The sequence below is a fragment of the Pseudomonas sp. AE27 genome, from assembly GCF_037113495.1.
Lineage (GTDB): Bacteria > Pseudomonadota > Gammaproteobacteria > Pseudomonadales > Pseudomonadaceae > Aquipseudomonas > Aquipseudomonas palmensis.
The window spans coordinates 2159049-2171819 of record NZ_CP146966.1 but is presented as its reverse complement, the minus strand read 5'-3'; the positions used below and the strand labels follow the sequence as shown (position 1 = coordinate 2171819).

The 12771-nt window shown below is 61.9% G+C and carries 11 protein-coding genes and 1 pseudogene; 8 read left to right on the top strand and 4 right to left on the bottom strand.

What is annotated here, in order from left to right; all coding sequences use genetic code 11:
- Window positions 1–14 precede the first annotated feature (14 nt).
- The 7 genes and pseudogenes from V9K84_RS09855 (at window position 15) to V9K84_RS09825 (ending at window position 7484) form a co-directional block, all read left to right on the top strand.
- Entirely contained in the window at window positions 15–1616 is a 1602-nt protein-coding gene (locus tag V9K84_RS09855) for a 5-guanidino-2-oxopentanoate decarboxylase (RefSeq protein WP_088514446.1), read from the top strand.
- 88 nt (window positions 1617–1704) lie between these two features.
- Window positions 1705–2469 (top strand): annotated as a pseudogene (locus V9K84_RS09850) (ATP-binding cassette domain-containing protein); the annotation flags it as partial.
- Window positions 2470–2549: 80 nt separating this feature from the next.
- Window positions 2550–3326, top strand: coding sequence for a transporter substrate-binding domain-containing protein (locus V9K84_RS09845; protein WP_054914377.1), 777 nt, complete (start codon window positions 2550–2552; stop codon window positions 3324–3326).
- Window positions 3327–3362: 36 nt separating this feature from the next.
- A complete protein-coding gene (locus V9K84_RS09840) occupies window positions 3363–4076 on the top strand; it encodes an ABC transporter permease subunit (RefSeq protein WP_043864005.1) in 714 nt (237 codons plus the stop codon).
- A 10-nt stretch (window positions 4077–4086) separates the two neighbouring features.
- On the top strand, window positions 4087–4776 hold the full coding sequence (locus V9K84_RS09835; protein WP_043864004.1) for an ABC transporter permease subunit: 690 nt from the start codon (window positions 4087–4089) through the stop codon (window positions 4774–4776).
- Window positions 4777–4820: 44 nt separating this feature from the next.
- A complete protein-coding gene (locus tag V9K84_RS09830; RefSeq protein WP_043864003.1) occupies window positions 4821–6002 on the top strand; it encodes an aminotransferase class I/II-fold pyridoxal phosphate-dependent enzyme in 1182 nt (393 codons plus the stop codon).
- Window positions 6003–6023: 21 nt separating this feature from the next.
- Window positions 6024–7484 (top strand): aldehyde dehydrogenase family protein, encoded by a 1461-nt coding sequence (locus V9K84_RS09825; protein ID WP_088514447.1) that lies wholly within the window; start codon window positions 6024–6026, stop codon window positions 7482–7484.
- Window positions 7485–7983: 499 nt separating this feature from the next.
- On the opposite strand, the gene V9K84_RS09820 is transcribed toward V9K84_RS09825, so the two are convergent.
- The 4 genes from V9K84_RS09820 to V9K84_RS09805 form a co-directional block, all read right to left on the bottom strand.
- Window positions 7984–8502 carry a hypothetical protein gene (locus V9K84_RS09820; protein ID WP_088514448.1) on the bottom strand — a complete coding sequence of 173 codons (519 nt, stop codon included), beginning with the start codon at window positions 8500–8502 and terminating at the stop codon, window positions 7984–7986.
- A 50-nt stretch (window positions 8503–8552) separates the two neighbouring features.
- Window positions 8553–8951, bottom strand: a complete 399-nt coding sequence (locus V9K84_RS09815; protein ID WP_256582795.1) for a GIY-YIG nuclease family protein — start codon at window positions 8949–8951, stop codon at window positions 8553–8555.
- A gap of 75 nt (window positions 8952–9026) precedes the next feature.
- Window positions 9027–9809: a phage exclusion protein Lit family protein gene (locus V9K84_RS09810; RefSeq protein ID WP_168186828.1), complete on the bottom strand. Its 783-nt coding sequence runs from the start codon at window positions 9807–9809 to the stop codon at window positions 9027–9029.
- A 130-nt stretch (window positions 9810–9939) separates the two neighbouring features.
- Window positions 9940–11394, bottom strand: coding sequence for a hypothetical protein (locus tag V9K84_RS09805; protein ID WP_088514450.1), 1455 nt, complete (start codon window positions 11392–11394; stop codon window positions 9940–9942).
- A 296-nt stretch (window positions 11395–11690) separates the two neighbouring features.
- Between V9K84_RS09805 and V9K84_RS09800 the strand changes: the two genes are divergently transcribed.
- A complete protein-coding gene (locus V9K84_RS09800) occupies window positions 11691–12731 on the top strand; it encodes a phospholipase D family protein (RefSeq protein WP_088514451.1) in 1041 nt (346 codons plus the stop codon).
- Window positions 12732–12771 lie beyond the last annotated feature (40 nt).

Here is a 12771-nt window from a genome sequence, read left to right as displayed (position 1 = left end):
CAGGAGAAGACCCAATGACTAGTTGTGCTCAGGCGCTCGTCAAACTGCTTGAAGGTTATGGTGTGGACACCGTGTTCGGTATTCCGGGCGTGCACACTGTTGAGTTGTATCGCGGATTGCACGGTAGCCGGCTTCGCCATGTCAGCCCTCGCCACGAGCAGGGCGCAGGGTTCATGGCGGACGGCTATGCCCGAGCCAGTGGCAAGCCGGGGGTGTGCTTCATCATCACAGGCCCCGGCATGACCAACATTCTGACCGCCATGGGCCAGGCCTACGCCGACTCGGTGCCGATGCTGGTGATTTCCACCACCAGCCGTCGCGAGCACCAGCGGCTGGGGCACGGTTACCTGCACGAACTGCCTGACCAGCGCGCGATGGTGGCCGGCGTGTGCGCCTTCAGCCATACCCTGCAGCGCCCGCAGGAACTGCCGGAGCTGATTGCCCGGGCCTTCGCGCTGTTCGGTTGCGCCCGGCCGCGCCCGGTTCATATCGAGATCCCGCTGGATGTGCTGGAAATGCCGGCCGATGGCCTGGACCTGAGCCCTCGCGCATTGCCGCTGGCCAGCGCGCCTGCCGAGGCGGCCGTACAGCAGGCCGCCGCCCTGCTGGGCGCGGCACGGCGGCCGCTGATTCTCGCCGGCGGCGGCGCGCGCGGTGCCAGTGATGCACTGCGGGCACTGGCCGAGCGTCTCCAGGCCCCCGTTGCGCTGACCACCAATGCACGCGGCATCCTGCCGCCTGCGCACCCGCTGCTGCTCGATGGCGTGCAATCGTCCGCCCATGGCCGTGCACTTTTCGCCCAGGCGGATGTGGTGCTGGCGGTGGGCACCGAGCTGGGCGAAACCGACTACGACTTCTTCGGCCTCGGGCCACTGGCCCTGCAGGTGCCGGTGATTCGCCTGGACATCGACCCGATGCAGATCCTGGGCGTGCAACGCGCAGCCGTCGGGCTGCTTGGCGACGCACGGTTGGGGCTGCAGGCCCTGATCGCAGCGCTGCCCGGGGCGGCCGCAGACAGTGACTGGGCCGCGTTGAACGTGCAGCGGGTCAATGCCGCCGAGCGCGGCAGCTGGACCGGCAGGCAGCAGGCCATGCAGGCGCTGCTGGATACGCTGCGCGACAGCCTGCCGGCGCCGATTCTGGTTGGCGATTCGACGCAGCCGGTGTACCAGGGCGCGCTGGGCTATCGCGCACCGGCCCCGTGCACCTGGTTCAACGCCGGTACCGGGTACGGAACGCTGGGCTACGGCCTGCCGGCGGCCATCGGTGCCAAGGTTGCCCTGCCTGAACGTGCCGTGGTGGCGCTGGTGGGCGATGGTGGTTTGCAGTTTTCGAGCGCCGAACTGATCGCGGCGCGCGAGCACGGCATCGGGGTCATCCTGGTGCTGTGGAACAACCAGTGCTACGGCGAAATTCGCGACTACATGACGGCGCGCGACATTGCGCCCCTGGGCGTGGACATCCTCACGCCGGACTTCGCGGCCTTCGCACGCTCCTGTCATGTGCAGTACCACACCGCCGGCAGCCTGGACGGGTTGCGCGATCTGCTGCAAGGCCTGGAGAGCGGCGAGCCGCATGTCATCGAACTGAACGCCTCGGACTTTCTGCCTGCCTGACGGGGCTGTCCGGTCGGGTTGATCAACAACAATGGGACATCGAAGCATGATCCACGAAAAAGGGCTGCCAAGCATGCAGTCGACCCCCGTCGTCGCCATCGATGACCTGCACAAGAGCTACGGCGACCATCACGTCCTCAAAGGGATCTCCCTGCGTGCCCATGAGGGGGACGTGGTGTCCCTGATCGGTTCCAGCGGCTCGGGCAAGAGCACCTTGCTGCGCTGCATCAACCTGCTGGAGATTCCCAACGCCGGCAGCCTGCGCGTGAACGACGAGGAAGTCAGGTTCAGGCAGGGGCGTGGCGGGGTGCGCGAGATCGCCGACCTGCGCCAGGTCGAGCGGCTGCGTGCGACCCTGAGCATGGTGTTCCAGAACTTCAACCTGTGGCCGCATCGCACCGTGCTGGAGAACGTGATCGAGGCCCCGGTGCATGTACTGGGTGAGAAGCGCCAGGACGCGATCGCGCATGCCGAGCAGTTGCTGGAGAAGGTCGGGCTGGCCCACAAGCGCCACGACTACCCCTCGTTTCTGTCCGGTGGCCAGCAGCAACGGGTCGCCATCGCGCGGGCACTGGCGGTACGGCCCAAGGTGATGCTGTTCGACGAACCTACCTCGGCGCTGGACCCGGAGCTGGTGGGCGACGTGTTGAAGGTGATCCGCGACATCGCGCAGGAGGGCCGCACGATGATCCTGGTGACCCACGAGATGGCGTTCGCGCGGGATGTCTCCACCCAGGTCGTGTACCTGCACCAGGGCCAGATCGAAGAGCAGGGCCCACCGCAACAGGTGATGCTCGACCCGCACAGCGAGCGGTGCCGCCAGTTCGTGATGGCGCAGAACAATCGCTCATAACAACACTATTCATCCGCGGGGGCGTGCCCCTGCATTGTCCGCTGCCAAAAACCAAACAATAGCTGCATAAGGACTGTTAAATGAAAAAGACACTCGTTGCTGTCGTGCACTCGCTCCTGCTGGCCGGGGCGATCAATGTCGCTCACGCCCAGGACAAGGTGGTGTTCGCGATTTCCCAGGAACCCTACCCGCCGTTTTCCTTCAGAAACAGCAATGGTGCGTGGAGCGGTTTCGAGCCTGACCTGATCAGCGAAGTGTGCAAGCGCATGCAGGCCGAGTGCTCGCTCAAGGGGATGGCCTGGGACGGCCTGATTCCGGCGCTGCGCTCCAAGCAGGTGGACGTCATCATGAACTCGATGTCCATCACCCCCGAACGCGAGCAGGTGGTGGACTTCAGCGACCCGTACATCGAGACGCCCGCACTGTGGGTCGGGGATGCCGCCCTGGAACTGACGCCCACCCCGGAAGGGCTCAAGGGCAAGATCATCGGCGTGCAGGGCTCGACCAGCCATTCGGCCTACGTCAAGGAGTACTTCGGCAAAGGCTCGACCATCCGCTACTACAACGACCAGGACGACCTGCTGGCCGACCTGCGCAGCGGCCGCATCGACATCATGCTGGCCGACAAGATCTCGGTGGAGCCGATGCTGGCACTGCCCGACAACGCGATGCTGGCCGGCAAGGGCATCGCGCCGGCCGACCCGCTGTTCGGCAAGGGCATCGGCGCGGCGGTGCGCAAGGGCGACGATGCCCTGCGCGAGAAGCTGAACCAGGCGCTCAAGGCCGTGCGCGAAGACGGCACCTACGACGCCATTGGTGCGCGCTACTTCAAATCCAGTGTCACAGCCGCCCAATGAGGCGGTTGAAACCTGCGCGGGTGATCGGGTGCCTGTATGACCATTTCTGAAATGTCCAATCTGCTGTTCGCCGAGGGCTGGATTCAAACCCTGGCCCAGGGCGCGGTGAAAACCCTGGGTATCTCCCTGGGGGCCTTCGCGCTGGGCCTGTGCATCGGCCTGCTCGTCGCGTTGATCAAGCTCAGGGGGCCACGCTGGATGGTCGCCTGTGCCAACTGCTACACCACGCTGTACCGCGCCGTGCCGGAACTGCTGCTGATCCTGCTGCTGTACTACGCAGGCACCGACCTGCTGAACCTGGCGATGGCCGCGATGGGCCGGCCCAGTGTCGAGATCAACGGGTTTCTGGCTGCGGTCGTGGTGCTGGGGATTGTCCAGGGCGCCTACTCGGGTGAGGTGATTCGCGGCGCCGTCGAGGCCATTCCTGCGGGGCTGGTGGAGGCCGGCAGGGCCTACGGCATGTCGCGGGCAAAGCTGTTGAGCCGGATCATCCTGCCGTGCATGTTGCCGTTCGCCATCGCGGGCCTGTCGAACCTGTGGCTGGTGCTGGTCAAGGAAAGTGCGCTGATCAGCGTGGTGGGCTACAGCGAACTGCTGACCGCCGGGCGTCAGGCGGCGGCCAGCACCAAGCACTACCTGCTGTTCTACCTGGTGGTCGCGGCGTTCTATTACGTCATCACCCTGGTTTCCAGCATGGTGTTCCGCAAGTTCGAGGCCGGCTTCGAACGCTGGATGCCCAGGAACGTATAAGGGGACGATCATGGATTTGACTTGGCTGAATGATTTTTCCAGTGAACTGCTGCGCGGTGCCGGCCTGACCGTGCAGTTGCTGCTCATCTCGGCAGGCTTCGGGTTTGTACTGGCCATCGCGATGGCCCTGGGGCGCCTGTCCAACAGCGTCGTGCTGGCCAACGCCTGCCGGTTTGTCAGCAGCGTGATTCGCGGTACGCCGCTGCTGGTGCAGATCTACATCCTGTATTACGGCGTCGGCAGCGTGCTGGCCAGCTACCCGCTGATCAGGGGCGGGGTGTTGTGGCCCTACCTGCGCGAAGGGTTCTGGTATGTGGCCCTTGCACTGACCTTGAGCGTGGGGGCGTATGTGGGCGAAGTGCTGCGCAGTGGCCTGCGCGCCGTACCCAGGGGCGAGCTTGAGGCGGCACGCGCCTATGGCATGCGCCGCGGGCAGATCCTGCGCAGGGTGTGGTTGCCGCGGGCATTGCAGATGGTCAGGCCGACCCTGGCGGGGGAGAGCGTGATGCTGCTCAAATCCACGGCGCTGGCCTCCACCGTCGCGGTTACCGACCTGCTCGGCGCCGCCAACATCGTGCGTTCGCAGACCCTGCGGGTCTATGAGCCGCTGCTGTTGGTGGCGATCACCTACATCGTCCTGGCCCTGATCATCGAAAAGAGCTTCAAGTTGATGGGCACCACCTCGCAGCGTCGAGTCTAGTGGCTAACGTATTGGCGTCGGTCTGTACGCCACAAGGAATTCAAATGAAGTATTCATCTCTGGTTCAACGCATCAGCGGCGAGAGCGTAGCCGCATGGGACATTCACTATGCTGCCTGCCAGGCGCAGGAGCGGGGCGAGAACGCGATCATCCTCAGCATCGGCGACCCCGATTTCGCGACGGACGATGCGATCTGCGAGGCCGCGATCCAGGCCCTGAAGGCCGGCGATACCCACTACACCCCGGTAGTGGGCCGGGAAAAGCTGCGCGAAGCCATCGCGGCCAAGCAGCGCAAGCTGCTGGGCATACCGGTTGCCGCCGAGAACGTCGCGCTGGTGGCCGGTGCGCAGAACGGCCTGTACGCCGCAGCCATGTGCCTGTTCGAAAGCGGCGATGACGTGCTGGTGCCCGAGCCGATGTACCTGACCTACGCTGCCAGCGTGCAGGCATCCGGTGCGCGGCTGGTGTGCATCGAGCAGCCTGCCGAGAAGGACTTTCGCCTCACGGCCCAGGCGCTTGAAGCCGCACTGACCCCCAACACCCGTGGCATCGCCCTGGCCACGCCGAACAACCCCACCGGCAACGTCTACACCCGCGAGGAGCTGGAGGCGGTGGCGCAGGTGGCCCGGCGTCACGACCTGTGGGTGATCTCGGACGAGGTCTACTGCCAGCTGACCTACGACGCGCCGCACATCAGCATCGCCAGCCTGGAGGGCATGGCCGAGCGCACGGTGGTGCTCAACAGCCTGTCCAAATCCCACGCCATGACCGGCTGGCGGGTCGGCTGGGTGGTGGCGCCCACGAGCCTTGTCCAGCACCTGGACAACCTGCTGCTGTGCATGCTCTACGGTCTGCCGGGCTTTGTTCAGGAAGCCGCGCTCAAGGCCATCGAGCTGGACGATGAGATCGTCGCCTCGGCCCGCGAACTCTACACCCGCCGCCGTGACCTGATCGCCCGGGAGCTGGACGGGGTGCCGCTGATCAAGGGCAAGGTGCCCGAGGCGGGCATGTTCATGCTGCTGGACATTCGTGCCACGGGCCTGTCGGGCGTCGATTTTGCCTGGGCGCTGTTCCGCGAGACCGGCGTCTCGGTGCTCGATGCCCAGGCCTTTGGCGCCAGTTGCGCGGGCTTCGTGCGGGTGTCGTTCACCGTCGCCGACAAGGACCTGCTGGACGCCTGCCAGCGGATCCGCCAGTTCATCGAGAAGCTGCAGGCCGGCCTCTGAGCCGCTTGCGAAGGAATGACGATGCTCCCTCCTGAATGTTCATCCGAAGTGCTCGCCGGCGTGCTGATCGGCGAGCAATGGCTCGCCGACGGCCCGCCGCTCGAGGTCATCAACCCCTCCACCGAGGCGTTGATCGCCACGGTAGGCGGGGGCAATGCTGAAACCGTCGAGCTTGCCGTGCAAAGCGCCGCTGCAGCGTTTGCGCAGTGGTCAACCAGCACTGGCGCGTTGCGTGCCCAGGTGTTGCGCCGCATTGCACGGGGCATACAGCAGAACCGCCAAACCCTGATGGCGCTGCAATCGCGCAACAACGGCAAGCCATTGGCCGAAGCGGGGCTGGACGTGGACGACGTGATAGCCACCTTTGACTATTACGCCGACCTGGCCCAGGGCCTTGACGCTGCGCAGGACCGCGATGTGGAGCTGCCTGCCAGCGACTATGCCGCGCGCTTGCGCCGCGAGCCGTGTGGCGTGGTTGCGCTGATCGTGCCGTGGAACTTCCCCATGGTCACCACGGCCTGGAAACTGGCGCCGGCCCTGGCGGCGGGGTGCACGGTGGTGCTCAAGCCATCGGAGGTCACGCCGTTGCCGGAGCTTGCACTGGCGCGGATCATTCTCGAGGCGGGCCTGCCGGCGGGCGTGTTGAACATCGTGTGCGGTACCGGCCTGGCCGTGGGCGCACCCTTGTCGGCGCACCCGCAGGTGGCCAAGATCTCCTTCACCGGCAGCAACGCGGTGGGGGTTCAGGTGATGCAGCGTGCGGCAGAGACGGTGAAGGGTGTCAGCCTGGAGCTGGGCGGCAAGTCCTCGCTCATCGTGCTGGAGGACGCCGACCTGGAACTGGCGGTCGAGCTGACCTGTGGCGGCGGCTTCTACAACGCTGGCCAGATGTGCTCGGCCACCAGCCGGGTGCTGGTCGCCGAGCACCTGGCGGACGCCTTCGTGGCAAAGGTCAGGGCCCGCGCCCAGGCGATCACCGTTGGCGACCCCTTTGTCGACGGGGTGCAGATGGGTGCGCTGGTCAACCGTGCCCAGTACGAGCGTGTGCTGGCGCACATCGCGCGCGGGCTGGCTTCCGGCGCCCGGCTCGAGTGCGGTGGTGGGCGCCCGCAGGGCTTGGCGCAGGGGTTCTACGTTGCGCCGACGGTGTTCACCGACGTGGCGCTGGACAGCAGCTTGTGGAACGAGGAGATCTTCGGCCCGGTGATCTGCATCCGCCGTTTCGGCACCGAAGCCGAGGCCATTGCGCTGGCCAACCAGGGTGATTTTGGCCTGGTGGCCACGGTGGTCGGCCGCGACCGCGTTGCGGCCAACCGGGTAGCGGATGCCTTGCAGGCCGGCATGGTCTGGATCAATGCGCCTCAGGTGATCTTCCCGCAGACCGCCTGGGGTGGGTACAAGCAGAGCAGCATCGGGCGCGAGCTCGGCCCCTGGGGGCTGGCAGCGTTTCAGGAGTTGAAGCATGTGGTGAGTGCTGGTTGATTGGGGGGGCTGATGGCGTGCTGTTGCGTCGATGATTCACTGCATCGGCAGCTTTGAGGGGCTGCATCCTGTCGCTCGGTTGCCAGCTGGTATTGGCGGTCCGTCTGTGGCTTATCGTGATGTGGCAGGCCGGCAGGGGGCTATTGCAGGCTCTCAGGATCCCCAAAGAACATTTGGGCAGGGCTCTAGGACGGTGTTTTCAGGCGTAAAAAATTCAAATGTCCCCCAGTTTTGCCCCCAGTAGTGCGGGATATGCAGACGATCGAGATTGGCGATTTCTGATGCGGAGCAGGGTGGACTTCCACGGTTTTCAGTGTACGCCAGTCGGCTTGTTCGGAGCATGCCTGATGATTGGTTGCCCAGGGTAGGGCATCAAGCGCACTTTAGGACCGTACAGCGTCCTTGCGCATCTATCATTTTCAACTTGATCGCTGCTAGGCAAACCCAGGCGGCTGGTCTACGTGAGCCGTAGCTAGGCGCGCTGTACGTCGCGCTCGTGTTAGCCGAGCCGGCCATGGCGTTCAAGTATTCGCATCAAAACGCTGTTCGCATGACTGAAGTTCTCGCGCTGATCGCGAAGCTCATAGGCCCATTTTGCGCCGTGGAAGAGATTGTTGCGTAGGCGCCAGACGATCATCAGGAGAGCCAACATTCGGTCGCGTGGGGTGTCGTTCACCCCTTCAATAACCGCCTGAACGAGATCACGGTGGTCTGAGGGCCGTAGTTGCAGGTGAGGGAAATGGTGAGTCAACTCACCGTCGGCATAGTAACGACTCCGATAGTAGGCAAGCTCCGCCTCGTAGAGCTCAGCTCCTAGCGTTCCATCCACAGTCCAGGCATCGATTCGTTTGCGGATGAGATTAGTCCGGGCATAGTTCTCCATGATCTGTGCCTCGAACAGACTCCAAAGAAAGGCGAAGTCGAATATGACGCGGCGATCAAGATCTGGTAGACGCTGAAAGCCGGGGGCCCGGGCTTCAAGCCATTGTTCACTTGCACTAAGTTCCTTGTCAGTCATGGCTCAGTCGTCCAAGTCTTCGTTGCGTGGGTCCAAGTCCGAGAAGTCCGTTAGCGTGTCGCAGTTAAGACAGTGATACATCTGCGATGCATCTTGAAAGTGCATGCCGCACAGGCAGCCGCAGAAGGGGCAGCACTCATAGATCTCAAGGTCGCCCCATTCCCATATCCAAAGATACTCTGGCACAGCGTCACGGTCATAGCCAATGACCTGGAACTCATCAGCGTTCTGGCGACAAATCCGTCTCGGCCAGCGCGCATAAGAATGGGCAAGATATCTGAAGGCTCGATCGCGAACCACTCGCCGCGCGCGTGGGCCGATTTGAAATGTTGATGGAACTGGCGTTCAAGCTCAAAGGCGTTGGCGACCTCGATCCATCCGAGTAGTTTCAGAACGAGAGGATTGCCGGTCTGGAGATTGCGCTTACGCTCTGCGATGTTCTTCGCCACTCCGATCTTGATAGAAGAGCATCCGTTTTCATCTTCGCCAATGAAATGGACCGGCAAATTATTTCCCCTAGGCTTTCAGACGAGCCGGTCGAGCAGCATGTCGACCATTTCTTTGTTCGAGTAGGCGACAATGTCGAGTGGACGGTTTTCCTGCCGCATGAGCGCGATTAGGACACAGGCTGTGAAGGCCCAGAACGATGAATCGGCTGGCAAGCTGTAGCCACGGATCATTGCTGTGAGCCGTTCGGAAATCGGTGGGTAATCGCTATTGCCCCAACGTGCATGGGACGGCGTCATCGCATGAACGATTACGGCGGCGAGCGTGATGCCCATCGCACGCTTCTGCTGGACTTGGGCGAAGTCGTGTCCGTGTGTCTTCGCATAGGCGGCGAGCTCGCTCATCATGAAAGTGCGGGCATAGGTGTCACAGGCGATTTCCTCTTCAGGTCGTGAGGAGGGCGCACTTTTATCGGCGCAGAACATGACGTGCTGGAATTCGTGTAGCAGCGCGAAGGCCAAGGCGAGCGCAACAAGGTCGAATGCCGCCATGTGCTGAATGTTGTCCAGGCCATCACGGTCGGCGCTCGGCAGGGGGATGTCCGACGGCCACACTATGTCGGAGGTCTGTTCGGCTCTGATGAGCGACTGGGCGGCGGCGATGAGCTGCTTGTAGTCAAACTCATACTGGCCGCGTTCTTCATCGACACTGAGGGCTTGGTCGAGCGGTAACCCGCTGGATGTCGCGACAACCAGTGCCGGTGAGTAGACTTCGATGGCCCGCCACGAGCTGAAGCCAAGCAGCCAGAACAGGTCGATCGTCTTAGTGTCGAGCTGAATACGTTTCCCGTTGGCATTCATAGTCACGTCCTTTCTACTTGGCGCGACCTCGACGGCATGGCCGTATTGGCTCCAAAGATCGCTGATTTCATCGGCCCGTTCGGGCACTGCGCCGCGGAGGAGATGTAGGATGATCGTCCGATTAGATGGCTCATTCGTCATTGTCGTTATCTATTCTGTGCTCGTGTAGGGCAGGTGGTTGGCTACGGTCACGCGGCTTGCTCGTCACAGCGGGTTTGACATCCATCTGTAAATGAGTGATCGATGAGATGACTGAGTTCGCCCAAATGGTGCTGCATTCGATGTCGCCATCGCGCTCAAACCAGTGGGTCGCGCCGGGGATAAGGTCAAACGGGATGGGATGTGTTGCCAATGGGTTGTGAAACACTTCCAGTTCCTGAAACCAAGCTTCGCCCCACGGCCAGAGTGCTTGGTATTCGGCACTGTCAACGGCAAGGTTGAAATCGATAGGCTCTAGTACGCCCGGAGTTCGGTCGAAGAGAATGCCGCGCCTGATCATCGTCAGCCCGTGCGGTCGCCATCCTGCCAAGAAACCCATGCGGTTGAATTTGGCGAGCGTTGAAGAGTTACTGAAGATGACGGCCGAGAGGTGTCCGAAATTTGAGTCGCGGAAGAGCCCAGCAGGAATGCTGTGTTGGCCCGTCAGATTTGCGATCGGCACTCCAATCGCGCGACGATCAGTGCCATTTCCGGTGACGTCCGCGCGTAAGCCGTAAAGGTAGGTGGGAAGAGCCTCGCGGCTCCAAACCATGGAGCCGAAATCATGGAAGTCGGCGATCGCTAAGGCGAACGGCTGTCCTTTTACATGGTCCAGTTCATGGTAGTTGCGCTGGAGCTTGCCGCGCAGTGTCTTTGCGAATCGTTCCGCCGGGTTGCCTGTCAGCCGTTCAATGCGATCCTTTGAGGCATGAACCCATTTTCCGATGCCGCCGGCACGTGGCAGCATGGAGTTTGCTGTAACTGCCTCAATCCAGCATGCGTTACCTTCCTTCTCGATCAAGAAGTCGGGAGAGGCATGGTCTTGTCGGACGCTTAAACCCTGCTCACGAAAGCAGCTGAAAAGGTAGAGCTCGAACAGACGGGACGCGAAGTTGTTGGTTTGAAAATCCGAGACGAAATTGGCGCCGGGGTTGGGAAGCGCGAGGTAGCATTCTCCGACCGCCATGAGCGCCGGCAGATGGTTGACCGTGTTTGTCAGCAGCTGGAACTCTGGAGAAGTGCCACGTGGCCCCGGCTTCAGCAAATGCGGGCGACGTCTGATTCCTGGCGGTAATGGTTCCGGTGGATCACTGGCACGCATAGCTACGGTGAGTCGCTTAAGTGCAGCCTCGGGTGTGGAGTAGGGCCCGCTTTCATCTACTTTGACCCAACAGTGGTCGATGCGGCGGCGCATGGCCAGATATGTGAAAGCTCCTGTGTCCGGATCAAGAAGAATGCAGCCAGTTACACCGCCAGTTGCGGCCTGATAGGCACTGAAAATATGTGCGGGGTCGAAATTGGGACCGTGTTTGAGCGACAGGGCATAGAGCTCGAATTGGCGCTGGCTGATTAAGGTGAAAAGTCGAGTTTCGCTGCTTGCGGACATGGTCGGCCTCTTAGCCCCGTGTAGCAGATGCGCGAATTCAAGTTCCTCTTCACAAAGACTCCGTTGCGGCAAGGATGTGGGTGGACTTTCAGTTGTCGATCTGGCCCGTTCAATGGCGCCTATGCCGCCTGCATGCGGCCGTTTGGTAGAAGAGTGTGGTTCATCCTTGATCCTACATAGTGCAGTTGCTGCTGGTATGGCAGAGTAATAGCCCGCCTTGGTGGCGGCAATCTACCAAGCGATGTGGTCACCTTCACACCGTCAGTTACCAGCACAATTCACAGGAGTGGCCTCACTTGTTCGTTCGCCCTGATCAGTACCAGTCAGTAGTAGCCACGGTAGTCGCCGAAGAGCCGCGCTTGGACGTCGTGGTAGCGTTCTGGGGAGAAGGCGCCGATGTGCACATCCACCCTGAGACCTCCAAGCCCATCCGGATGATCGTTAACTTGCGCAGCGGGGGTACGAACCCTTGGATGATCAAGGGCCTGCTAAAAAGGGCGAAGAAGAATCCTCATATCGAGATTCAACAGTGCGACTGCCTGCACGCCAAGGTGATCGTAGGTGAAGCGAACCTGGTTTTAGGTAGTGCCAACCTCAGCCGAAATGGTCTTGGTTTGGAGGGGCAAGAGCTCGCTCACTGGCTGGAGGCGGGGATCCACACCACCACGACTGATGAAGTGCGTGCGGCTCAACAATGGTTCGAGCCGCTCTGGACATCAGCTGAGACTCGGGTCATCACCGACGATGACCTCAAAGCTGCCATCGTTGCCTATAACCGCAATCGGAACGCAAGACCTGACTACTCGCCTAAGGGGCCATTCACGTTTGCCAAATATCTGCCGCACGAACTCGAGGTGCGTGATGCGTATGCTCTGATTTACAACTCTCGACCCTGCGAAGAGGCCGATGAGGCCGGTGATCGCTACCACCAGCAGATTGTCGCAGAGCAGGGGGGCGATAAAGGCCGTAGACCCAGCAAGCACTGGAATTTCGAGTCCTGGCCCAATGCGCTCGACACCACGGGGAAGTACGAGTATCTGTGCCTTTTCCTTAAGGAAGACGGGGAGTTGGTGGTTGATGGAGTGTGCAGGATGACCGGCCTGCGAATTCCATTTGAGTACGGTAATGAGGGTGGTGAAGGGTGGGTCGACCTGGCCAGGCCAACATCAACCTTAATGGGGCATAGCCTGAAGCGGGCTCAGCGTGAGGCGCTTGCGCTCGAACTGGGGCCCAGTATCAGCGATATTTGGGCGGAGGCTGAAATACTCGAGGAGGGTGCGCGCAGAATTCACCTGAGCGAGATTGCACGGATCCTGGCACGGCAAACCAGCCAATGACTCCAGTTACCCGAGCCAGGCCCGGCATCTTGTATCATGC